The sequence below is a fragment of the Methanosarcina spelaei genome (genome assembly GCF_002287235.1).
Lineage (GTDB): Archaea > Halobacteriota > Methanosarcinia > Methanosarcinales > Methanosarcinaceae > Methanosarcina > Methanosarcina spelaei.
In genome coordinates, this window is the sequence record NZ_LMVP01000068.1 from 1 (window position 1) to 24,050 (window position 24,050).

General features: G+C 38.8%; 15 protein-coding genes. 8 read left to right on the forward strand and 7 right to left on the reverse strand.

Annotation, left to right across the window (positions count from 1 at the left end; translation table 11 throughout):
• The coding region (gene tnpC / locus ASJ81_RS05125; protein WP_095643547.1) for an IS66 family transposase at window positions 1-1,116 on the forward strand (1,116 nt) is incomplete at its 5' end.
• A 509-nt stretch (window positions 1,117-1,625) separates the two neighbouring features.
• Here the strand turns inward: tnpC and ASJ81_RS05130 are convergent.
• Both ASJ81_RS05130 and ASJ81_RS05135 read right to left on the reverse strand, forming a co-directional pair.
• Complete coding sequence (locus ASJ81_RS05130; RefSeq protein ID WP_245859825.1) at window positions 1,626-2,879, reverse strand: ABC transporter permease; 1,254 nt, start codon at window positions 2,877-2,879, stop codon at window positions 1,626-1,628.
• The gene (locus ASJ81_RS05135; protein ID WP_245859827.1) at window positions 2,872-3,798 is read right to left on the reverse strand and encodes an ABC transporter ATP-binding protein; all 927 of its coding nucleotides are present in this window, start codon (window positions 3,796-3,798) and stop codon (window positions 2,872-2,874) included. Before ASJ81_RS05135 ends, ASJ81_RS05130 begins: the two co-directional genes overlap by 8 nt.
• Window positions 3,799-3,937: 139 nt before the next feature.
• Between ASJ81_RS05135 and ASJ81_RS05140 the strand changes: the two genes are divergently transcribed.
• Window positions 3,938-4,609, forward strand: coding sequence for a dihydrofolate reductase family protein (locus tag ASJ81_RS05140; protein ID WP_095643550.1), 672 nt, complete (start codon window positions 3,938-3,940; stop codon window positions 4,607-4,609).
• A 1,321-nt stretch (window positions 4,610-5,930) separates the two neighbouring features.
• Window positions 5,931-6,716, forward strand: a complete 786-nt coding sequence (locus ASJ81_RS05145; RefSeq protein ID WP_095643551.1) for a helix-turn-helix transcriptional regulator — start codon at window positions 5,931-5,933, stop codon at window positions 6,714-6,716.
• Window positions 6,717-6,730: 14 nt separating this feature from the next.
• On the opposite strand, the gene ASJ81_RS05150 is transcribed toward ASJ81_RS05145, so the two are convergent.
• The 3 genes from ASJ81_RS05150 to ASJ81_RS05160 form a co-directional block, all read right to left on the reverse strand.
• Window positions 6,731-7,105 carry a response regulator gene (locus ASJ81_RS05150; RefSeq protein WP_275112530.1) on the reverse strand — a complete coding sequence of 125 codons (375 nt, stop codon included), beginning with the start codon at window positions 7,103-7,105 and terminating at the stop codon, window positions 6,731-6,733.
• On the reverse strand, window positions 7,077-10,193 hold the full coding sequence (locus ASJ81_RS05155) for a response regulator (RefSeq protein WP_095643553.1): 3,117 nt from the start codon (window positions 10,191-10,193) through the stop codon (window positions 7,077-7,079). Before ASJ81_RS05155 ends, ASJ81_RS05150 begins: the two co-directional genes overlap by 29 nt.
• A gap of 546 nt (window positions 10,194-10,739) precedes the next feature.
• A complete protein-coding gene (locus tag ASJ81_RS05160; RefSeq protein WP_095643554.1) occupies window positions 10,740-13,589 on the reverse strand; it encodes a cation-translocating P-type ATPase in 2,850 nt (949 codons plus the stop codon).
• A 577-nt stretch (window positions 13,590-14,166) separates the two neighbouring features.
• Here ASJ81_RS05160 and mtaA point away from each other — a divergent pair.
• Both mtaA and ASJ81_RS05170 read left to right on the forward strand, forming a co-directional pair.
• Window positions 14,167-15,186, forward strand: a complete 1,020-nt coding sequence (mtaA, locus tag ASJ81_RS05165) for a methylcobamide:CoM methyltransferase MtaA (RefSeq protein ID WP_170943203.1) — start codon at window positions 14,167-14,169, stop codon at window positions 15,184-15,186.
• A gap of 327 nt (window positions 15,187-15,513) precedes the next feature.
• A complete protein-coding gene (locus ASJ81_RS05170) occupies window positions 15,514-17,133 on the forward strand; it encodes a methylamine methyltransferase corrinoid protein reductive activase (RefSeq protein ID WP_095643556.1) in 1,620 nt (539 codons plus the stop codon).
• A gap of 121 nt (window positions 17,134-17,254) precedes the next feature.
• Here ASJ81_RS05170 and ASJ81_RS22620 read toward each other — a convergent pair whose 3' ends face one another.
• Window positions 17,255-17,416: a hypothetical protein gene (locus ASJ81_RS22620; RefSeq protein WP_170943204.1), complete on the reverse strand. Its 162-nt coding sequence runs from the start codon at window positions 17,414-17,416 to the stop codon at window positions 17,255-17,257.
• Between the two features lie 624 nt (window positions 17,417-18,040).
• Between ASJ81_RS22620 and ASJ81_RS05175 the strand changes: the two genes are divergently transcribed.
• Together ASJ81_RS05175 and ASJ81_RS05180 are read left to right on the forward strand one after the other, a co-directional pair.
• Window positions 18,041-19,273 carry a GTP-binding protein gene (locus ASJ81_RS05175; protein WP_095643557.1) on the forward strand — a complete coding sequence of 411 codons (1,233 nt, stop codon included), beginning with the start codon at window positions 18,041-18,043 and terminating at the stop codon, window positions 19,271-19,273.
• A gap of 749 nt (window positions 19,274-20,022) precedes the next feature.
• Window positions 20,023-21,219, forward strand: a complete 1,197-nt coding sequence (locus ASJ81_RS05180) for a GTP-binding protein (protein ID WP_095643558.1) — start codon at window positions 20,023-20,025, stop codon at window positions 21,217-21,219.
• A gap of 125 nt (window positions 21,220-21,344) precedes the next feature.
• Here the strand turns inward: ASJ81_RS05180 and ASJ81_RS05185 are convergent, their stop codons facing one another.
• On the reverse strand, window positions 21,345-22,118 hold the full coding sequence (locus tag ASJ81_RS05185; RefSeq protein WP_245859829.1) for a helix-turn-helix transcriptional regulator: 774 nt from the start codon (window positions 22,116-22,118) through the stop codon (window positions 21,345-21,347).
• A 1,178-nt stretch (window positions 22,119-23,296) separates the two neighbouring features.
• On the opposite strand from ASJ81_RS05185, the gene ASJ81_RS05190 reads away from it, so the two are divergent.
• Window positions 23,297-23,965: a GTP-binding protein gene (locus tag ASJ81_RS05190; protein WP_245859831.1), complete on the forward strand. Its 669-nt coding sequence runs from the start codon at window positions 23,297-23,299 to the stop codon at window positions 23,963-23,965.
• Window positions 23,966-24,050: the final 85 nt, after the last annotated feature.

Genomic DNA, 24,050 nt, shown 5'->3' on the forward strand with positions numbered 1-24,050 from the left:
TGTGGACATACCCTAGAGGATGTTGAAGTTGAAGCTTATGAGAAAAGACAGGTTTTTGACATTCCGCCTGTAAATCTTATTGTTACAGAACATCGAAGTCAGATTAAGATCTGTCCTTGCTGTGGAAGATTAAATAAAGCTGAATTTCCAGAATCAGTAAATTCTCCAGTTCAATATAGCCGTAATATCTTAGCTTCAGCAATTTACTTTAAAAATCACCATTTCATTCCTTACGAAAGGATTTCGGAATTGTTTAATGATGTAATGGGGATAAAAATTTGTTCTGCTACCATTATTAAAGCAGAAAGAGAATGTTTCCAGAATCTTGAAGAATTTGAAAACCTAATTCGAGAAAAGGTAATAGCTTCTCCTGTTATCCATTGTGATGAAACTGGAATGAAAGTTCAAGGAAAAAGACATTGGCTTCATGTAGCTTCTACTGACAAATACACCTGTTATTTTACTCATGCAAAAAGAGGATCCGAAGCTATTGATGCTATGGGAATTCTTCCAGAGTTTAAAGGGGTAGCAGTTCACGATGGATGGAAACCTTACAACAGTTATAATTGTGATCATGCTCTTTGCAATGTTCATCTCCAGAGAGAACTTACTGGAATTGAAGAGAATTATAAACAGCAATGGGCTAAAGATATGAGTGAGCTGTTATCTGAAATGAAAAAGTATACTGATGAGTGCAAAGAGCAGGTCAAAGATCTGGATTTTGAACAAGTTAAGGCATTAGAAAAAAGGTTCAATGCTGTAGTCGCGAAAGGAATTGAAGAAAATCCACCTTCTTTAAATCCTGAAAGACAAGGAAAACGTGGTAAGAATCCAAAAACCAAAGCAAGGAATCTGCTTGATAGGTTTATAGAACACAAAGACAAGATTCTGAGATTCCTGACAGACTTGAAAGTTCCGTTTGAGAATAATCAAGCAGAAAGAGATGTCAGGATGATGAAGCTACAACAGAAAACATCAGGAACTTTCAGAACTACACGGGGAGCGGAAGCTTTCTGCAGAATTAGAGCATATATTTCCACAATAAGAAAGAATGGTTTACCTGTTTTAGAGGGTATTCTCGCGGCGCTCAAAGGAGCGCCGCTAACTATACCCTGAATAGTTACAAGAATTTTTGATAAAAAATTATACGTAGATTTAAAAATATACGTAGATTTAAAAATATACGTAGATTTAAAAATATTCGCAGATTTAAAGATATTCGCAAACTTGGACGCTAGATTAAAAATCAGTAAGAAAAATGTCAGTTAGGTGGTTCACAAGGTTTGTTCTATGTCAATGAAGTTCATTACTGGATCAGTTTTGAAGCTGTCCGGTATTTACCTCCATTTCACAGTACTCCCTTATGAACCAATTAATAGTATATAACTAAAATTATAAAACATTGACGATAGAATCATGATTTATTTAACCAGTCTTATATTAAACAGTTAAGCACCTCCGTTTCCTACAAGAGGTCATATTATTCCGAGATTTTAACAAGTCATTATTAGGAAGCGGCTTTATTATTTGGCTTCTTTTGAAGACCAGACACTCAAAAATCCTTTTTAAATAAATTAAAAGTTTAAAAGTTTTACATGGCAATTAAAAGCACTATTTACTTTCGTTTATCTTGATTCTGTCCGGATATTCTTCCATATTTCCTTTACTTTAGGCCTTTTCCCGTACATGAGCAGATAAGTCCTGAAAAGCCGGCCGGAAAGCAAGATCACAACATAAACCGAAATCAACAGAATAAAGATACTGACAAGAATCTGAGAAATAGGCACGGCTGTTACTCCCATCCTGGTAAGCATGGCTATAGGCGAGGTAAGAGGAAAAAGGGAAAGAAAAACAGAAAATGGACTGCCCGGGTTTGTAAGGATAAGCTGCATGAATATCAGTGGTAATGCAGCTGCAAAAGTGAAAATTCCTGCAACCTGCTGGCTCTCCTGAAGGGAGCCAGTAACCGCCCCTATCCCTGCCATCATACTGGCAAAAAAGAGAAAACCAAGCACAAAATAAATAAGAGCAAAGAGGAGAGTATAAGGTTCTATTTTCACAGGAAGTGCATACCCACTTCCGAATACTACTGCTGCAAGCCATATTCCAATTTGAAGAAGGCCGACTGCACCAAGACCCAGAATTTTGCCTGTAAGGATTTCGGTAGGAGTTACGGAGGACAGCAGGATTTCTATTATCCTGTTTTCCTTTTCTTCGGCAACGCCACGAAGCAGAAAGCCCGACGACGAAAAAATACTGAAAAGAAGTAGAAAAGCTGTAAGAATAGGAAGGCCAAAGCTGGCAAAGATATCAGCAATACTTCGCTCAGAAGACTCTCCGCTTTTTCCTATATTATAAAACTTTATATTAACCGGATTTCGGACTCTATTGAGAGTTGACTCGTCCACTTTGCCTTCAAGGAGGGAAGTAATAACAATATCCGAAAGTTCGGAAGATAATTCAAAATTTGACATAGATGCTTCTTTTTCAGGACTATACAGTTCTATTGTTCCGGTTTTAAGGAAATCTTCAGGAATAACAAGGTAGGAAGAAATCTGACCTGCCTGTAAGGCCTGCTTTGCATTGGAAATTTCCCTGTACATTACAAACTCTATAACTGAGGTTTTTGTCTCTGAGGAGCCTATAGAAAGGCCTTCGTTCTGAATTGATTTTGGAAATTCGAAGGATTCTGTCAGATCAATATAACCTACTTTCTGGTCTTCAGCCGGGTTCATGCCTGAAAGCATTGCCGGGAGAATACTGATTCCTGCAAATAGAAGGGGAAAGAAGAATGTCATGAAAAGAAATTCTTTACGCTTTATCGTTTTCGTGAACTCGTGCCTTGCAACAATAAAGGTCTTTTCGGGAAAACTATTCATTGGAAACACTCTCCAGGGTTTCGATAAAGATTTCATTCAGAGAAGGAAACGTTTTCTCAAAACGTGTTAGGTTTGCTTTCCGGACAAGCTCCTCAAGAAGAAGCTGGACACTTATCCCTTCCTCAGGGAAAAGTTCAACCGATTTTCCATGTTCTATTATTTTCTTTATACCGGAAATTTCCCGAATTGCGTTCAAGTTTCCTTTTTCTGCAAACTCTACAATTAGAGAATTTTTCCCATGCTCCTTTCTGATCTCATCCACAGGGCCGTAAAGTACTCTCCTGCCTTTATTAAGCATAAGGATCCTGTCACAAAGTGTCTGAGCCTGCTCCATCATATGTGTAGAGAGAATTATTGTTTTTCCTGATGCCCTGAGTCCCAGAATTCTAACCATAACGGTCTTCGTGTTTACGGGGTCAAGTCCGGAAAAAGGTTCATCAAGGATTAAGAGTTCAGGTTCATGGATAATTGCCGAAAGAAACTGGATCTTTTGCTGCATTCCTTTTGAAAGCTCTTCAACTTTTTTGTTTTTATATTGATCTAATTCCAGGGATTTGAGAAGAGATTCGGCATTTAGACGAGCCTGGTTTTCCGGTATGCCTTTAAGTTGTGCAAGGTAGACCAGCATATCCAGAAGTCTTGTTTTCTTATACAATCCACGTTCCTCAGGAAGGTATCCTATCCTGTTTTTTGCAGCAGGGCTCAGGAAATCCCCAAAGACACGTATTTCCCCTGAGTCCGGTCTGATAATGTCAAGAAGAAGCCTTATAAGCGTTGTCTTTCCTGCCCCGTTTGGCCCAAGGAGCCCGAAAATCTCACCCTGCCTCACTGAAAACGATATATTCTCGAGAATATTTTTTTCTGAGAAAGATTTCGATACATTTTCAAATTCTACAGCATGCATTAAAATTAAATACATTCCAATACAGATAACTTCTTCGATATATTATAGAAACTACGAAGGAATTAAGAGCTGATTAAGCGTTTAAAAGCAGTTTTCCAGCATTAAAAGATATTGGGAGTTCAATAGGAGAATTAAGGAGAGTTCAGGGGATAGTATGATACCAAAAGTAATTATTCACAACAGTATAAGTCTTGATGGCTCTACTACTGGCTTTGAAGCAAATATTGAAATTCACTACAAAATCCTTAGCAGTTTTCAGCCCGATGCCATGATAGTCGGCTCGAACACTGCAAAAACCGGGACCCAGTTCTTCTGCGAAAAAATTCCTCCTGAAGAGGAATCAGACTTCAAGAAACCTGAAATTCAACCCGATGATCCCAGGGCATACTGGCTGATTGCGGATTCGAAAGGAATCCTTGAAGGGTTAATGCATGTTTTCAGGCGTTCCGAATTCAGCAAAGATGCAATCGTCCTGGTCTCGGAAAGGACCCCCGAAGCTTATATAAATTACCTTAAGGAAAGAAATTATGATTTCATCCGGACAGGAGCAGACCGTGTAAATATCAGACAGGCGCTGGAAATTGCAAATGAAAAGTATGGTTTTGAACTTGTAGTTTCGGATAGCGGAGGAGTGCTGAACAGTATATTACTCGAACATGGGCTTGTCGAAGAAATCAGCCTAATTCTCACTCCTGAAATTGTAGGGAAAAAAGGAACAAATCTTTTCAGAACCCTGGAGAAAAACGGTACTCGGCTTGAACTTTTAAGAGACGAAATTGTGGAAAAGCAGTATGTGCATCTGGTGTACAGGGTTTTGAAAGAATAAAAAACTAAAAACATATTTTTTACAAACTTTTCTTTTAAGAGCTTTCTTCCTATCTAATCAATCCATTCTAAGACCATGGTCACTTAGAAGTCTCATAATTTTTAATATATAATTAGTAATAACGGGTTCCATTTCAATTGAGTTCCCCTTTCAATTGAGTTCCCCTTTCAATTGAGTTCCCCTTTCAATTGAGTTCCCCTTTCAATTGAGTTCCCCTTTCAATTGAGTTCCCCTTTCAATTGAGTTCCCCTTTCAATTGAGTTCCCATTTCAATTGAGTTCCCCTTTCAATTGAGTTCCCCTTTCAATTGAGTTCCCCTTTCAATTGAGTTCCCCTTTCAATTGGATTCCCCTTCCAATTTCTGAGCAATAATCAAATAAGTCTTCATTTGTATTCGGTTAAGGATTTTGAGCTGCTGATCTCGATTTCGACGGAAAAACTCAAACCCAAATGTTTAGTGTTTAAATTGAAATCGATATCAGATTCCAGTTTTGCATTTGATGAATAATTTAACAAATTTTATGAAAATCAATGCAATTGATAACGATTTTTCCTTAACCGATGACCAATGAATAAGTCTTTTACCGTAAAGTTTCACGATAGATGAGGTATTACAACCGATATAATTAACGTGAGAGAATTTCAGGATAAAACAAAATAACAAGCATAATAAAAGTGCTTGAAAATCTTTCATGCTAATAACCAAATGCAAGTAATTCTCTTTTTATTTCGTAGTTAACACAGTCCAGGAACCAGGATAAGATAATGCAAAATTTATATATTAGTTGGAATATTATTCCGCGCTTATTGCCCCTTTCTGGAAAAATTGTTTTTAAGAAAGAAGTTCTGAGTAATAGTAAAAACAGTAAATTCCTGCCGCTAAAAAACTCAATATCAAAATTTAACAGAATATTGTCTTCAGGGGAAAATTAGATGAAATACGAAAATCAGGAGAAAATTAGATGAAATACGAAAAAATCGTAAAGAAGACCACTAAAACATAGAAAACTTAAAAACAATTTTAAAGGAAAAACATAGGAAGAAAGAGAAATTGGGTAAAAAATCTTTTAAAGAGAGAGAAAGATAGGGACATAGCTAAAAAAGATATTTAAATTAAAGAAAGAAAGTGCTTTTTGGAAAAAAATATAAAGGATCAATTGAAAAGTAGCGCAATAATGCTGCGAGAAGTTACTTCAAAGTTCTTCTGGAGAAAGAAAGAACTTTTACTAAAAGAACTCTTACTAATTCAGACTGATTTCTGAAAAGAAATAAAGGGGAAATATCTCTTCTAAATATAAAAATCCCGGGGAGATGGAACAAAATGAAAACATCACTTATTGATCTGGCGTTTCTTTCAGAAAAAAGAAAGGACGTATTACTCCTGCTTGAAGAAGGGCCAAAGACCGGAGACGAGATAAAAACAGCACTTAACGTAAACTCAACATCTATAATGCCCCAAATAAAAAAACTAAAAGAAGGACGCCTGATAGTACAGGACGATAGAAATACCTACAAACTATCTGAAATCGGAGAGATAGTAGTCGAAAAGATGGAGCCTCTACTGAATACCGTAAGGGTTTTTGAGGAAAATTACGATTACTGGACAAACCATGACTTTACCGCAATTCCGGAATATCTCCTTAACAGGATTGACGAATTAAGTAACTATTTCATGCTTGAACCCGACCTTAATCGGCTTTTCGAAATTCCTGAAGATTTTAGGAGTAATCTTCTGGAATCAAGGCACGTAAAAATGTTTCTTTCATATTTCAACCCTCTTCACGTTGAGATGTACCTGGAACTTGCAAGAAAAGGGGCAGAAATATGCCTTATCCTGACAGAACCTGTTTTTGATAGGATGAAAAAGGATTACTACGAAGATCTGAAATTTCTTCTGGAATCAAAAAACATTGAGATTTTTATCTGTGAAAAAAGCGTAACCCTGAAGAACGTAGTTACAGAGCGTTTCTGCTCACTTGTGCTTTTCGACAAGAAGGGAAAGTTTGACCATCAACGCCTGATGAGCTTTGACGAGAGTGCATTGACGTGGTGCGAAGAACTCTTCTCATACTATAAAGATAGATCCACACAACTGGAAAAATTATAAATACCCTTCTGAAGTTAAGATAGGTCTTCTCCCAGATACTTATCTATCAGAGCCCTGAACTTATGAATATCTATAGGCTTGGAGACATAGTCCACGCAGCCCATTTCTATGAAATGTTCTTCACTACCTTTCATAGCATGGGCAGTAACCGCTATCACAGGGACATCTGCAGTCGCAGGATTTTTCTTAATTCGATCGAGAACCTCAAGTCCGTCCATTTTCGGTAACTGCATATCCAGCAGTATAATATCGAATTTTGTTTCAGCAAGACGCTCAAGAGCCTTTATTCCGTCCTCGGCTTTAGTTATACTATGTCCGTAGAATTCCAGAAGGTCCAGGATCAGTTCCATATTCATGGGATTATCTTCGACAATCAGGATTTTTTTCATCATTACGCCTCTTCAGCATAGATAATTGTTTTATTTTATTAATTAACTCTTTTCTTCCAAAATTGCCTTTCTTTAGAATAGAAATAAGATGTTCTTGTAGCTCACTGTTCAATTCTTCGAGATTCTTCTCAGTAAGTTCGCCAGAAGTGCACACAATAAGAGGAATATCTTTCGTGCGTACATCGGCCCTCATGCTGGATATAACGTCAAACCCGCTAACCTCCGGCATTATGAGGTCAAGAATCAGAATATCGGGCTGCTCTGAAAAAAGTTTCTGCAGGCCCTCTTTTCCGCTGTGAGCTTTTATAGCCTTGAAGCCCTCGGGCTCAATCATCGAACTTAATAGTTCTATAGTATTTTCATCGTCATCTACTATAAGAACTTTAGGATATTCGAACCGGAACTTTTGGGTAATTTCTCTAAGAGAATTTACCAGTTCAATTCTATTTATTGGCTTTGCAAAGGAGTAAGTAGCTCCCAGGGTAATTCCAAGCTCGTTATTGTTCGTCATGGAGATAATAAGCACAGGTATAGAAGCCGTACAAGGGTCATTCTTTAGCTGCCTCAGGACAAGCCAGCCGTTGGTGTCCGGCAGGAAGACATCCAGAGTAATGACATCGGGCTTCAGTTTCTTTGCGGCCTCTAAAACTTTTTTCCCACTATATAGAAGAGCTACACCATATCCTGCGTCCTTAAGGATAATGGAGAGAAGTTCGCTAGAACTTTTGTCATCATCAACTATCAGAACAAGTTCCTGCTTACTATCTCCCTTTTCAGGAAGACATATTTCGGGGAGCTCTACTTCTTCCTGCGAATTCTCGGCACTTTCGTTTATTGAAAAAGATGCTGCTTTATTCGTCTCAAATTCTATGATTACATCTTTGATTCCAATCTCGCTGGCTTTCCTGAACTCCAACGGTTTCCTGAGAGGAAGTGAAAAGGTAAAGTTACTGCCCTTCCCTGGATCACTTTCAACCCAGATGTCTCCCTGATGCAAGTTCACGATTTTCTTCACAAGAGCAAGCCCAAGCCCTGTGCCGCAATACTGCTTGGTTGATGAAGCATCAAGCTGGGTAAAGGGCTGGAAGAGCTTTACCTGGTCTTCAGCAGAAATGCCTATGCCGGTATCTATGACCGAAATAAGCGCCCGGTTTCCGCTTTCTTTGTAATATATCGAGACTTTTCCGCCGTTAGGAGTAAATTTTATTGCATTACTTACAAGATTGTAAAGGATCTGAATTAAGCGGCCTCTATCGGCTTCAAGCATTGTGGAGCCGGACTCTACATTAAAAGTTACTTCAAGGGATTTTACCTGTATAAGAGGAGAGAAAACGGTTTTAACTTCTTCAAAAATAGAATTGACAGAAAATTCACTGTAGTGAAGTTCCATTTTCCCGGCTTCCACTTTTGATAGATCGAGAATATCATTTATAAGTGATAGCAAATTTTTCCCACTGGTCGAGATGTTGTTTACATATCGAAACTGCTTTTCGTTAAGCTCGCCAAAAACTTTTTCGAGAAGAATATCCGAAAAACCTATAATTGAATTCAAAGGTGTTCGCAACTCATGACTTACATTTGCAAGAAACTCACTTTTAGCGCTGTTGGCTTTTTCGGCTTCAAGTTTTGCCTGAATTAGTTTTTCTTCCGAACGCCTGTGTGCGGTAATATCTAGTCCTGTTTTCAGGACCCCGGTAATCCTGCCGCCTTCGTCCTTTACAGGAACTGAAGTGACCGTCCAGACCTTTCCGTCCTGAGTAACTGCTTCCCCGAACTCTTCATTCCCGGATTCCAGTACTTTCAACACCGGAGATTTACCTGGGTTTTCTTTATATAAAATATACAGATCTTGATAACGACGCCCTGCAACGTCATCCATTTTCATGCCCATGTGATCAAGGGCTGCTTTATTTAGCCAAATTATCTTTAACTCGGAGTCCATGAAGACTACAAGCTCACTAAGAGAATCAAGGATTAACTTTTTTTCGTGTTCCTGAGCTTTAAATTTATCAGAAGTGGTTCTCAAGCGGTCAAGCGTCTGGTTTATTCCCTCGGATAGCCTTGAGAGCTCGTCATCCCCATCCATATAAAATCGTTCAGAGAAATTTTCGTTCATTCTTACTTTCTTCACGAAATTATCAATTCTAACTATTCGGGATGCCACTTCCCTATCAAGAAGAAACTTGCAACTTGCCCCAATCATGAGGCCTGCGAAAAGAAGGAAAAACACCGTGTATCGGAGAGCCTTCTGACCTTCTGCGTAGATACTGCTGTCCGCATCAGTCTGTATTACAATAGCCGGACTTCCGGAAAGGTCCTCAAGCACGGAATAACAGGTAACATGCTCTCCAGTTACTGTATACTTGAAATTCGGGGCAGAGTTTTCAAAAAAAGCCTGCCGAACGTCCGAGGATGAATTGTTGAAACTGCAAAGCGTAAATGAACTTCCTGTACTTTCCTGAACGGCTTCGATAAAGCTCGAGTCAAGATATTTTCCAAGAATGATTGTACCTGAGCTTTCTTTATTATCTGGTGCAGAGAGTACAGGCTGAATGGAAATTATTACAGGGCTATTTTCCAGCAGAAACAGACCATTTAAAGAAGTTTGAACCCCTTTACAGAGGAAACTGCCATCATTAATTATCTGATGAACTTCGAGAAGAGTGGGAGCATTAAGAGTGGAGGCATTAAGAGTGGAGGCATTAAGAGTGGAGGCATTAGTAGAGGGCTCAAGACCCGGAGTTTCAGAGTACACAACATACCCTGAGTTATTTACCAGAAAAATAAAATCACACTCATTGATGGAGAAGATGTCGCCAAATGCAGTTTTATCGAAATTTTGAGGATACTGATTAAGCATTAAACTCCTGACATCATCTCTTGAAGAGAGAGCAGAATTGATTTTCTCAAGCTGTAGAACCTGAAAGTCAATCATGTTCTCTACCTTCTCTATGTTGTCAGTTGCCTCTTTTTCCTGCAAGTCAGAAAAACTGGAACCGAGAATGCTCTGAGACGCAAAAATAACAACCGAAATAAGAAGAGCAAAGATGATATAGATAATAACAAGGATCTTTCTACTAACGTTCATACTTTAATCTCGGTGCTGAGCTTCGGGTTAATTAAGCCTGGAAATAGATTATAGTTAAGACCTGGGTTAGAGTTTGCAGGGAAGTTTACAAGAGAATATTGACAGATGAAATTAAATTGGAATCTATATAAAAGTTTTCTATATGCATAAATAGCAGAATATCAGTTTAAAGTCAAAATAAATAAACAATAAAGCTTAATCTGTCAATTAATAAAGGTTCTATATAAAAAAAAGACTCAAAAGTTGAACATTAGTAAAATAATACCAATTTGAGAATTCTTACGCTATTTGGTTGATAATATATATTAAGAATGAGGGTCGTGTCCCTCAATTATAGATTAATTCTGAAAAGACGAGTGCATATAATGCATTTGATGAATATAATCGGAGATTCTCTCAACTTCGGTTTTCAATGATTCGAACCCACAACCAGAATGAGATAAAACATATTAATGTAAAACGAAGAAAAAAACAAAATTCGCTTATGTTTGCTGTCCTAATTGAGGTTGTAACTTTTATCGTAAATCACACTCTTTGTAATTTTGATTACCATTTAAGGTATCTGATTGCCCAGCTTACATTCCTTCTCAAGAGATATTTCCTCAACTCATCGATTCCGAGCAATAAAATTGCAAAAGGAACAGCAATCAGTAAATATTTAAGATCGAGGGGAGAGGTATTAAAAATGAGATTCGCAATCGGATTCCAAATAATTAATGCGAGAATCAGGAGCTCACTTACAATCCCTACCAGAACCGCACGATTACTAAATAAACCCATTGAGAAGACTGACTGATACCGAGTTCGGGAAGCAAAAACATTAGCAATCTGGCATATAACTACTGCTGAAAAGAAAGCGGTTATTGACTGCATGTAAAGGGGGTTGTTGTTTGCAAGTTGCTCGCCAAAGCTCCATCCTCCTTCATAGAGTACGGCAAAATAGCAGAAGAAGCCTGCAATAGCTTCTACAGGGCCCTTTACTGCGTAAGCTGTAAGGAGCAGAGGAGGAGTCAACAATTTTTCTTCTCTCGCCCTAGGAGGTCTTTTCATAATATCTCCTTCCCCTTTTTCTTTTCCCAGAGCAATCGCAGGCAACATATCCGTACCCAGATCGATTGCCAGGATAAGCTGTACAGGCATGGGAAGTGGAAGAGCAAAAAGGACGAAGGCTATGAAAGGCAAAATTTCAGGAATATTGCTGGCAAGGATGTATACAATGAATTTTTTAATATTATCAAAAACCGTCCTGCCCTCTTCTACAGCATTCACAATCGTAGCAAAATTATCATCAAGGAGTACCATATCTGCAGCTTCACGCGCCACATCCGTGCCACTGCCCATAGCAACTCCCATATCTGCATTTTTAATTGCAGGAGCATCATTGACCCCATCTCCTGTCATGGTAACAATCTCCCCCTGGGCCTGGAAGAGCTGTACGATTTTTAGTTTCTGTACTGGAGAAGTACGAGCAAATACAATGCTTGGGTTTTTCAATCTTGAAGCAAGATCAGCGCTTGAGAGTGTTGCCAGTTCGTCTCCGGTAATAATCTCAAGGTTTCCAGCATTTGCAAGTCCTACATCCTTTGCTATTGATTCTGCAGTGACCGGGTGATCACCTGTGATCATGACAACTTTGATCCCGGCATCATGACATCTTGCAATAGCCTCTCTGGCTTCGGGCCTCGGAGGATCTACAATTCCTATGAACCCCAGAAAAATAAAGTCCCCTGTATACTCTTTTTGTTCATCTCCCTGCCTGTATGCAAGGGCAATTATACGCTCTCCCTTTTCTGCAAGTCTCAGGTGCCGGGCAAGAAGCTCTTTCTGCTCAACTTCACCCAGTTTCTTGATTCCTTTTGAAGCCAGGGCTGAACTGCACATTTTCACAACTACTTCCGGAGCACCCTTGAGATAAACTTCGAGTTTTCCTTCAGGAGTACGGCAGATAACTTCCATTCTTTTCGTAAGCGAATCAAAAGGAAATTCTTCCAGCCTTGGATAATCATTCTTGAGATTTCTTATATCTTCCAGGCTATTTGCGAAAACGAGAAGGGCTCCTTCTGTAGGGTCACCGGTATATCCAGGAGCAGAATCGCGAAGTTTTGCATTATTACAGAGCCCTGCAACTCTTATGAAAACAGATGGCAACTTTTCAGGGTCCCAGACAGGCTTTTCCAGAGCACAAAACCCTTCAGGACCTGAGTCTGAAAGTTTTTCCACAACAGCTTTGTTTGCGCTTTCTTCGGGCTCTTTCTCTGTAATTGTTTTTTTAGTGCTTGCAGGATTTTCGAGAACGAGACATTCAAAACCGATCATTATAGAATTTACTGCCATCTTATTCTGAGTCAGAGTACCGGTCTTATCTGTACAGATAACCGTTGTCGAGCCCAGAGTTTCCACGGACTCAAGCTGCTTTATAAGGGCATTCCGCGAGGCCATTCGCTTGGAAGCAAGGCTAAGTGCAAGAGTGACTGTGGGCAAAAGCCCTTCTGGCACATTGGCAACAATAATTCCAATCGCAAAGAGCAGGCTTGCAAGAAAAACATCCTGAAGAAAAAAAGCAAGTATAAAGAAAACTATTCCAAGGGAAATCGCAATTGTAGATATGACTTTTATGAAATAATTTATTTCTCTCCGAATGGGAGTGTCCACGCCTGAAGTCTGTTGTGTGAGTGTTGCGAGGCTTCCTATCTGAGTATCCTGTCCCGTAGCGAAGATGACAGCTTTTCCATTCCCGCTCTGTACCAGAGTCCCTGAAAAAACCATGTTCCTGCACTCCAGCATATTTGGATGAGTGCATTCAAGGGACCGAAGCTGAGGCTCGGATTCACCGGTAATAGCCGAGTTATCCACTTTGAGAGCATTGGTTTCAATCAAACGCCCATCAGCAGGGACCTTATCCCCTTCATCAAGAAGGACGACGTCCCCTACGACAAGTTCCGATGCCAGAACATCCCTTACCTTTCCATCCCTTAGGGCCCTGGCATGAGGCGGAAGAAGCTGCCGAAAGCTTTCCATTGTTTTTTCAGCCTGGTACTCCTGTATAAACGTAAAGGTCCCATTGATGACGACGACGCCTAAAAGGGCAATTCCTATATACAGGTTTCCCTGCCCGGGGTCAAGATATTCTCCTATGAAAGAGAGAATAGATCCCACAGTTAACAGAATAGAGAATAAATTCCGGAATTGTCTGAGATACTTCTTTATTATGCTCTCTTTTCCTGTTTCTTTGAGAATATTGGCTCCACACTCTTTGAGCCGATTAGCAGCTTCCTGCTCGCTGAGTCCGTTTTCATCAACGTTTAGTTTTTGAAGAAATTCCGAAATTGAAATACTATGTTCGTTCCCCTGGGGAGAACACATCTTGTCGTTACCGCTAGTTAGATTCTTCCCCATTGAATCCCCTTTGTTATTTAATGCAATAAAAGAATAAGAAACATAAGAATAAGAAGCTTGACATAGATTCCAAAAACATCTCAAAATCCAAAGTTAGAGAGATAGCAAAGAAAAAGAGTAAATAAAGTAGAGAGAATTACATTAAATTCATTACCAGATCAGACCTGATTCATTAACGGAGTAGAGTGAAAAAGTGGAGAATTCTATTAATATAAAAGCTGAACAATTCGGTCAAAATTTATGACCTTGTTTATTAAAAATATGGCAAAAAAATATTCTTGACAAATAGCTTTTATAAGTTGTTAACTAAAAAAATGCCCGTACTCTAATGTAATCAAAGGAGCCTGAGAATTATTTTTAGTACCCTGCTTTCCATCTCTGCTCGGGCGCGATGGAAAAGGAGATTCAATTTATTGTTGATTTCCCAGGCAAAACCTATGATTTTGACTACGTTTCGAAACTTTGGATTTTCCATTCCGAGACGTAAAACCTTTTGGCCTTAAAGGTCTAAACAATAATATTGTCAAGTAGGCAATAAAATCCTAATAAAATAAAGAAATTTAAAAAAGGTATGACCATGAGCGAGTTTACACTCAAAACGAGACTCTTAGCTGCCCTTGAAGGCAAGCCCGTTGACAAAGTACCTGTTTGCTCCGTAACCCAGACAGGGATCGTAGAACTTATGGACGAAGTTGGAGCTGCCTGGCCTGAAGCTCACACCAATCCTGAACTTATGGCAAAACTGGCAATCGCCAATTATGAACTTAGTGGACTTGAGGCTGTAAGGCTTCCCTACTGTCTGACAGTGCTTGTTGAAGCAATGGGCTGTCAAATCAATATGGGTACCAAAAACAGGCAGCCTTCTGTCATAGAACACCCATATCCAAAAAGCCTTGACGGCGCAGCCATCCCAGCAGACCTTCTGCAGAAAGGCAGAATTCCAGTCGTACTTGAAGCCATTAAGATTGTCAGGGAGAAAGTAGGTCCTGACGTGCCAATAATCGGAGGTATGGAAGGCCCGATTACAGTTGCCTCCGACCTGATAAGTGTAAAATCCTTCATGAAATGGTCCATTAAGAAGACTGATCTCTTTGAACAGGCTCTTGATCTTGCCACAGAAGCTGCAATCGCTTACGCAAATGCGATGGTTGAAGCCGGTGCAGATGTTATCGCAATTGCAGACCCTGTCGCTTCCCCTGATCTCATGAGCCCTGACACATTTAAACAGTTCCTCCAGTCAAGGTTACAGAAGTTCTCCTCCAGTGTTAACTCCGTGACCGTACTCCACATCTGTGGTAAAGTTAACGCGATCCTCAGCGACATGGCAGACTGTGGTTTCGAAGGCCTCAGCGTAGAAGAAAAGATCGGTAACGCAATTGAAGGAAAGAAGATAATTGGAGACAGGGCAAGATTAGTAGGAAACGTTTCCAGTCCTTTCACTCTGCTGCCCGGACCTATTGACAAGATAAAAGCTGAAGCAAAAGTAGCTCTTGAAGGCGGAATCGATGTACTTGCACCAGGCTGTGGTATTGCACCCATGACTCCTCTTGAAAACATCAAAGCAATGGTTGCAGCAAGAGACGAGTACTACGCCTGAAAAGGCACAAAAATTTCTTTATTTTTTTAAGGACACGTTCCAGATATCTAAAATACTATATATCTAAAATTTTAGATTTCCTGGAATTGTGTTTTACAATATATTTTTTTAATTTTGTCATGTGGAGTGAAAACTCTAAAGCCAGGCTCTGAAAAGCTATGGGCTTTGAAAGGCTATGAACTGAAGAAAGTCATCCTGAACAAACAATTCAGTATAAATAGCTTTAGATCTTATTCAACATAATACTTATCTAAATATATTAAACTCAGAATATGTCTAAAACAGACAGAATAACAGATCTCAAACTTTTTTGGAGGAGGTTAAGGTATGAGAACAGGAGTTGCAATTGACCTCGGAACCAGCGGTTTTAGGGCCCAGAAAATTGACCTGGAGACCGGGGAGATTAAAAAAACCGTCATAACACTGAGAAATCCCCTACCCGGAGCAAACGTAATGGATCATCTCGATTTTGCAATCCATTACGGGCTTGACAAAGCTCACGGTCTTTCGGCAACTGCGGTAAAAAATATTCTTGCTGAACTTGGAGTGAAACTGGCAGAAATGGAAAAATTTTCAATTTGCGGAAATCCAATTCAACTTTCCATCTTCCAGGGTATTCCAATCGACGACCTGGCATATGCCGGAGAGCGTAAAAAGCAAAAATATCATATAGAAGAGCAAAACAGGGATGCCCGCATAGTACCCCTGGCCGAAATAGAAGGATTTGAAGAAGCTACAAATTGCAAACTATTTGTGCCCCCGTCAATCAAACACGAAGTCGGAGCCGATGCTCTTGCTCTTATTGTAAAAGCTGGCATGATTGAGAGTAATGAGATCGCAATTGCAACGGATTACGGCACAAATGCCGAAATGGCTCTTAAAGCAAACGGTATTATATATACAGGCTCGGCTGCTGCAGGTCCTGCTCTTGAAGGTCAGGAGATAGAGTGCGGGTCCATTGCTTCCCCTCACACCATCTGTGATGTGGAGTTTGAGGGAAATAACCTGCGCTGCTATGTACTCGATCGGGACATGAATACCATCAAGGGAGACCTTGTAAATCCTAAAACAGGGGAAGTAGTGGAAAAAGGTGAGATCACCGCAAAAGGCATTACAGGCACTGGAGTTATTGCCCTTATAGAAACAGCTATGAGAAATAAACTAATTGTGCTGCCAAAAATTCAGACCCCTGATGGCATTATTCACCTTCAGGACGGGGTAATATTTACTAATAAAGACCTTATCGCAGCAGGAAGGGCCATAGGAGCACTCCGGGCCGGGCATATTACTCTCTGTGCAGCTGCAGGCATAGACATGGAAGAACTACAGATCGCTCACATGTCAGGCGCTGCAGGCACTTATATGGACGCTGCAAAAGCCCATAAAGTGGGAATGATCCCTTATAATGCGAGTTATGTTTCCCAGATAGGAAATACTTCTTTGATCGTTGCCAGGGAAATCCTGCTTTCCGAAGACAGGCTCTGGGAACTGCAGGCAATTGCAAAGGAAATTGTGGGCACTCATGTAATGTTTGCAACTTCCGAAGCTTTTAAAGAAGCTTATTTGCTGGAACTTGCTTACTGGAACGAAGGCATGGCTTTCAAGATGCTCCAGAAATTCCTGAAAAAGAAAAAACTGCCCATGATTGGTGAACCTTCCTCTATTCTCAAAATTGACCGCCAGGTTGAAAGAGATATTCCCGAACTCGGAGAAGAAGGGCTTGAAGTGCTTGAAAAAGTCGGAACTTACCTTACAATGGTAATTGAGGATTGTGAAGGCTGTCATAAGTGCGTAAAAGTCTGCCCTAACGGAGCCCTAAGAATGGATGACAAGGGAACTGTAAAAATAAGGACTGATCTCTGTGATGGTGCAAATTGCCAGCGTTGCCTGCACGCCTGTCCTGATGATAGATTTAAGTGGGAAAACCTTACCGTGGCAGGAGTATAACAGAAAGCAAAGAAATTAATAACGAGAGTGGACAGCCCGTAAACTGAAGTTTGCGGACTTTCTGCCTCATGTTCAAGAGTGCAATTCAGAACTGGGGATATCCAAATGGGATGTCCATTATTCAAGATAAATATCCAGTCAGGTCTGAGACCCTGAGTGAGTTTTCGGATAATATTGCAACTATTGTGTTTTCAGCGTTTGTGTTTGCAGCGTATTTTATATATTTTAGTTTTGTTTTAATTTTTCTTATTTTTAATTCTCTATTTTGGCTTTCTGAGCTCATGCTCGAGTATTGACATACCACCAGTTTGGAGTTCTCCTTTTCAACACTTTTCTAACAGTTGAGAGTGTTTGATCCAGATTTATGGATTTTAGAGGTAATTAAGTGCTTTAGTTTCCAGTATTAAGTGCTTTAGTTTCCAGTATTAAGTGCTTTAGTTTCCAGTATTAAGTGCTTTAGTTTCCAGTATTAAGGCAAAATTTGGAGATACACCAAATAATATTTGATAGATACCAAATTTTGCCTTAATAAACAGGATAATAAACAAACTGAGCAAACATTAATAAAACGAAAGAAAATGAATATAACAGTCAAAAAACAAAAATCGACAAATAGATTCCTGTGATATCTTAGAATCCGTAAAACTCAGTAAATTTGGGAATATAAAAAAGATATGGATGACAATAATTTGGACATATACCAAAATTTAGTAATGGAAATGATAAATAGGATAAATAGGCCATCAAAAAAGTTTTCACATATACCAAATTAGGGGTAAAAAGATATACTATGAGAGTAAAGAAGTTAAAGTCTAAATTTCGTGATTAGAAAAATCGTGGAGATTTAAGGTTCCTATCTAAAGATAGAAAAAACCATAAGTAAAAATGGAAGAGAAGAGGACAAAAAATGGAAGTAGTTATTGTTGGTGGCTTTTTGGGAAGCGGGAAGACCACAACTGTCATCAATATGGGCAAATACCTGGCAGAAAAAGGAAAAAAGGTCGCAATAATTGTTAACGAAATCGGAAAAATAGGTATCGATGGAGATATAGTAAAGAAATTCGGATTCGATACAAAGGAAATCACAAACGGTTGCATATGTTGCACTCTAAAAATGGGATTGAAGACAGCAGTCAATGCCATTATGAAGGAATATGAGCCTGACATTCTGATGATAGAACCCACAGGAATTGCTTTTCCGAGTTCCATAAAAAACGAATTCAAATTAATGAACTTGAGTGAGGAAGTTAAAGTTGCCCCTCTGGTAACTCTGATAGATGGGAGCCGTTTCAAACACCTGATGAAGGAGGCAAAGAACTTTGCCATTCGGCAAATCGTAGATGCTGAAATCCTGGGTATAAATAAGGTGGATCTTATTGACACGCTTCAAACTCCTATTCTTGAAGTTTCAATCCAGCAACTGAACCCTGATGCAAGAGTGGTCCTGCTTTCAGGGAAAGATACCGGAAAAAAATTTGAAAACTTTATGCAGATGGTTCTTCCTGGTAACATGGAAGTTACGGAAAAAATTAATACAGCAGAAGAAAAAACCGATATTAAGGCACAGGAATACGAGTCTTCAATTGCCGCATCCGGAGTCGGCAGCTATGCCGCAGAATTTTCGATCGAAAGTAAAGAAGCCGTAAGCAAGGAGACTGCCAGGGAAATTACAACTCAAGTAATGAGCAAAATAAAAGAAAAGGCTCTCGAACTAAACCCCGAATTTTTAGGACATATAAAACTTTTCCTGGATAACGGGTCTGAAACTGTGAAACAGAGCATTACTATTTATTATGAAGAGCCTCAGGAAGATATTTTCAAATCAAAAGAAGGAACTGCACCAAGATTTAAAGTTCTTTCAGCGGTCTCAAATATCGAGAAGGAAGCCATTAAAAGTGCAGTCAACAGTTCGGTACAGGAAGTTTTTGAAAGTATGGGGATAGAAGTACATAAGGTCGACCACAGCCATACTCATGATCACGAACATGGACATCACTATGGTCATGATGAAGAACACAATTGCTACCACGAGCATGATCACCATGAACATCGAGTAGATGAAATACATGAGCATCGAGTAGATGAAATACATGAGTACCAGAGATTATGTGATTATCAGAGGTCGCATAAAGTAAAATAAAAAACATCTGACTAGGGTTAACACATCTCGATGGTCAGATTACGAAAAACTGCATCTTGACCCAAAGTTTCGGTCAGAATTTAGTAAGTAATATCATAAGAAATTGTAACTCAACGACTGATAAGCTTTCCAGTTATGTAAAACCCAATATAATTTAATTTTCTTTAACCTCCAAAAACAGCAAGGTGGTTTCTGTGCTCAGGTTTCCTCCAGACCGTTTACCCGGAAACCACCATATCTTCTTAAGTGTATTGAGTAAAGTTGTAATAGATGAGCAAAGTTATAATATATGAGCAAAGTTATAATATATGAGCAAAGTTATAATGAATAAATTATAATATATGAATAAAATTATGATATGCTCAAATACTTGCTGTTTTACGATTTTTCATGCTAGTGCAGCATATCGAATACCTGTAGCCACATGCTTTCAGCCGAAGGTTCTAATAATGTTTTTGATTGCTTGTAGAGTTCAACCTAAATATGTGACCTCTTATGAAACATGTAACTTCAACCTGAATATGTGACCTCTTAATGAAATATGTAACTTTTTAACATGAGATAAAAATCGCTTTCCTTTATCTTCAAACTGTTTCTAGAGAACGGATTATAGATAAAGAAATATATTTAAGAATAGAGAAATTGACAGTTATATCCCTGAGCTAAAGGTAAAGTTTTATACTAATTTTATAAAAGAAAGTGACAGAAATAGAAAACAGTAGAAAACGGTAGAAAACGGAGGAAAAAAAATGGAAGTTATTGTTGTTGGAGGTTTCCTGGGAAGCGGGAAGACAACCACCATTATCAATATGGGTAAATACCTTGCAGAAAAAGGAAAAAAAGTTGCTATTATAGTGAATGAGATCGGGGAAGTCGGCATTGACGGAGATGTGATAAAAAGGTTCGGGTTCGATACAAAAGAGATCACAAGTGGGTGCATCTGCTGTTCTCTGAAAGTAGGGTTAAGGGTAACAGTTACTTATCTTATAAATGAATTCAAACCTGACATTCTCATGATCGAACCTACAGGAATAGCTTTCCCGAATATAATAAAGAAAGAAGTAGAACTCATGAATCTTGGCGAGCAGGTAAAAATCGCTCCTCTTGTGACCCTGATTGACGGCAGCCGTTTCAAGCATTTGATGAAAGAAGTAAAAGAATTTGCCATGAGACAGATTATTGATGCGGAAATTCTAGGGATAAATAAGATAGACCTGATAGAACCTATCCGGCTTCCAATACTTGAAGCCTCGGTCCAGCAATTGAATCCGAAAGCCAGGGTGGTCCTGCTTTCAGGAAAAGATACAGGCGAGAGCTTTAAGAACTTCATGCAGTTAGTGCTTCCGGATCTTGAAAAGTTACCCGAAAAATCCATAAAAGCTGAAACAACGAAAGCTGAGATAACAGAAACCGGACCTTCTAAAGCCGAACTTTCTACGCCTCAGGAAACCGAGAGTTCGATAGAAGCCTCAAAAGTAGGCAGTTATTCTGCAGAGTTCGCGGTTGAAAACGGAAACCTGAGTACTGAGGCTGCAAGGAAATTAACAACCGAACTGATGAACACAGTAAAAGCGAAGGTGCTGCAATTAAATCCCGAATTTATAGGGCATATTAAGCTTTTCCTGGACAATGGGTCAGAAACCGTAAAACAAAGCGTTACAGTATATTATGAAGAGCCCCAGGAAGATGTAATCAAATCAAAGGAAGGAGCAGCTCCTACTCTCAAGATACTTTCAGCGGTCTCAAATGCTGACAAAGAAGCTGTTAAAGCCGCTGTGAATAGTTCGGTACATGAGGTCTTTGAGAGAAAGCAAATAAAAATAAGCAAAATCGAGCATGAACATAATCACGAACATGAACATAACCACGAACATGAACATAACCACGAACATAATCACCATGAAAAGCATAAGCATGGTGATCAGGAGGAAGAAATTAGTAAGTAAAATGAATTTTTCCTCATATTTTTTTGATCTATTGATCTTCAGTTTTAATTGATCTTTATGATCAACATTCATTGTTTTAATTGATCTTCAGTTTTAACTGATCTTTATAGTCAACATTCATTGTTTTAATTGATCTTCGTAGAACGGTCTATATAATACTGAGCCAGCTCATTGCCCCACTCCAGGGCACCTGGAGTAAAACTCGTGATCTTCCTATGATCGAATTCTCCTTCTTTTCCGAAGAGTTTCAGCATCAGGAAGTTATCTGTAACCATGAAAGAAGAGGGCCTTATTTTGCCGGAATATATATAAAGTGACACTTTATTTTCAAGCAACACATTATATTCTTCTTCAAAATCATTTTTAAATCTGTTATACACTTTTTCATCAAGCATAAGGTGTACTTCGGCCCCGTTTTCCGCGCAGGTAGCATGAATCGACGGGCAATCAGGACAGAAATAAGAGTAAAAGGATTTTATAGTTTTTGAATCATTCAGTCTGTCACGCAAATACCCTGGAAACTCGAAAATGTGGTCAAGATCAGGCTCGTCCAGGTTACATTTTTCCAACATATCAATTTTCTTAATTAAATGTTTTGGAATAGGAGACCTATCATGTTTTGACCAGTAGTCCTTATTTCCGTCAAAAACGTCAAGAACGGATTTAAGAGGAAGCATTTTTTCAACGATTACTGCTCCTATATCCGAAAGTTGGTAGATACTTCCTTTCTGCACTATCATATCCATATCTTTCAGTTTTTTGATTTGAGGCATTAGAGCACAGGAGTTTACGTTGAGAACTTCTTTTATCTCGTTAATATCCATCGGCCCGTTAGCTAACTGAACAAGAAGATTTTTTCTTTTTTCAGAGAAAAAAATCAGGTCTATAAGGGAACTCATGTTTATCAGCTTCCAATTACTCATACATAATCTAAATCGGAACAAATTCGCCAGAATTTACTCCTAAAATCTACCACGATCATGAAGCAGCACAGTTTCAGCCTTTAGTCAAGAGATGATGGAGTAAAAGCGTTTCATATCAACGATACGTATCGCGTTAATCAGTATTAGAAGCAATTAAGATTTTATCATTGCTTATTTGGACCCTGTTCAGACATATATTCGTGTGTCAATGATAAAACGTTCTTGCCTTAAAAACGGAGAATAATGACTCTTCGTTGTTTTGTGTGGATATCCTCATAATGTCCTCATAAAAACCAAGGCGGTCTTGAATTGAAAATTATCTTATCCATAGAGAATGGCGAAGAGCCGAAATAATTTTCAGCCAGAAATAAATTAATGTTGTGAAGATTATATTTACTTTCTGATAATGCATAATATATATTGTAGAGATAATATTTAAAGTATATTGAAAAAGAAAGCTCTTTTAGAGAGGCTATCAAATTACTCTAAAAAATCCAGATCTAATTTAACAACCGTTTTTTGTGAAGATCTCCTATGTGTGTTCTTATCTCTAACCAGTTCTATGCTATTTTACTAGCAATCCAATCTAAGAAAACAGATACGTCCACGAATAGTGAAATAGAAGGTAAGTTTTTATCAAAATTCTAATTTGAAAACCTCTTATATTTATGCCGAATATTACAAGTGCTATTGACCTGTAAGCAGGGTCAATCTCTTCAAAGCTCTGGATACTCAGGACTCCTTTAAATATGCAAATCAAGCCTTCAAATTTTTAATGCCCTTAAATATTTAATGACTTATTTTTTTCGAATCTACATAATTTTATTATCCCTCTTGTAGTATTGGAAATATAACATGTTGGAAATTCAGGTAAGCATGAAATTTAAGGAAAAGCTTGTTTTTAAAAGGGGAAAATATTACATGTCAATAAAAAAACAATGACGGTTAAGCTATATACAATTGAGAGAATATCTAATTGATAATCAGAGAGCCAAAATAAGTAATAATCTCTGGAGATAAATCCTGAAAAAACTCCTAAACCCCAGTTACAGTTTCATGGCAATGTCTCGTCATTTTTTCGACATTCTGTAGAGGCATTGCCATTATCCAGAGATTGATTCGGACTCTGCTTAACTTATGGAAGGTGTAAAGGCATGAAATGTATACTAATCGGAGGTTTCCCGGAAAGCGGGAAAACCACACTGATAAGAAAGCTCGTCGAACACCTGGGAAAACAGGGGCAGAAAGTAGCAGTTATGGTTAACGAGATCGAAGAAATAGGGATCAATGATACTATCTCAAAAGGAGAGGTTGAAACCAGGGAAATTACAAGTGACTGTGTCTACTTTACCCTGAAAATCAGTATGGAACACACCTTGAGAAGTCTCATTTCATCTTATAGTCCGGACACTATTATAATAGAACCCACAGGAATAGCTTTCCCTGGGCAAATAAAAAAAAATATTGAGAATATGGGAATCCCGGGAATAACTTTTGCCCCAATAGTGAATCTTGTGGATGCTGGCCAACTGAGTCAAGAGACAGGCAAGCCGCAAAATTTCATGAAAAATCAGGTAGGTGAGGCTGAGATCCTGGGCATTAATAAAGTTGAACTGATAAACAATCGTGAAGAGCTCCTGGAAATCTGCCTGTTCCTGCGCAAATTAAACCCTAAAGCAAGAATGATTCATTTTTCGGCTCGTCACGGAGGAGAAAATTTTGACAAATTGCTCGAGTTGCTTGAAGAAAACAACAGGAGAAAAGTGACTCTAGGCAAGAAAAACTCAATTCAAATGTCTGGAGTTTCGGTTTGTTCATCCTAATTTGAAATTGCGCTACAGGAGGCCCATCGAAAAAGCAATTTTTGTTTCCGAGTAGATCCTGGAAAGCATAAGAAATCAGGCAGAA

What these genes read in the sequence shown, in the direction of transcription:
- ASJ81_RS05185 (WP_245859829.1), bottom strand. Translation starts at nt 22,118, where the DNA reads ATGAGTTCCCTTATAGACCTGATTTTTTTCTCTGAAAAAAGAAAAAAT.
- mtaA (WP_170943203.1), top strand. Translation starts at nt 14,167, where the DNA reads ATGAGCGAGTTTACACTCAAAACGAGACTCTTAGCTGCCCTTGAAGGC.
- ASJ81_RS05155 (WP_095643553.1), bottom strand. Translation starts at nt 10,193, where the DNA reads ATGAACGTTAGTAGAAAGATCCTTGTTATTATCTATATCATCTTTGCT.
- ASJ81_RS05170 (WP_095643556.1), top strand. Translation starts at nt 15,514, where the DNA reads ATGAGAACAGGAGTTGCAATTGACCTCGGAACCAGCGGTTTTAGGGCC.
- ASJ81_RS05180 (WP_095643558.1), top strand. Translation starts at nt 20,023, where the DNA reads ATGGAAGTTATTGTTGTTGGAGGTTTCCTGGGAAGCGGGAAGACAACC.
- ASJ81_RS22620 (WP_170943204.1), bottom strand. Translation starts at nt 17,416, where the DNA reads ATGAGCTCAGAAAGCCAAAATAGAGAATTAAAAATAAGAAAAATTAAA.
- ASJ81_RS05135 (WP_245859827.1), bottom strand. Translation starts at nt 3,798, where the DNA reads ATGTATTTAATTTTAATGCATGCTGTAGAATTTGAAAATGTATCGAAA.
- ASJ81_RS05140 (WP_095643550.1), top strand. Translation starts at nt 3,938, where the DNA reads ATGATACCAAAAGTAATTATTCACAACAGTATAAGTCTTGATGGCTCT.
- ASJ81_RS05130 (WP_245859825.1), bottom strand. Translation starts at nt 2,879, where the DNA reads ATGAATAGTTTTCCCGAAAAGACCTTTATTGTTGCAAGGCACGAGTTC.
- ASJ81_RS05150 (WP_275112530.1), bottom strand. Translation starts at nt 7,105, where the DNA reads ATGAAAAAAATCCTGATTGTCGAAGATAATCCCATGAATATGGAACTG.
- ASJ81_RS05160 (WP_095643554.1), bottom strand. Translation starts at nt 13,589, where the DNA reads ATGGGGAAGAATCTAACTAGCGGTAACGACAAGATGTGTTCTCCCCAG.
- ASJ81_RS05175 (WP_095643557.1), top strand. Translation starts at nt 18,041, where the DNA reads ATGGAAGTAGTTATTGTTGGTGGCTTTTTGGGAAGCGGGAAGACCACA.
- ASJ81_RS05145 (WP_095643551.1), top strand. Translation starts at nt 5,931, where the DNA reads ATGAAAACATCACTTATTGATCTGGCGTTTCTTTCAGAAAAAAGAAAG.
- ASJ81_RS05190 (WP_245859831.1), top strand. Translation starts at nt 23,297, where the DNA reads ATGAAATGTATACTAATCGGAGGTTTCCCGGAAAGCGGGAAAACCACA.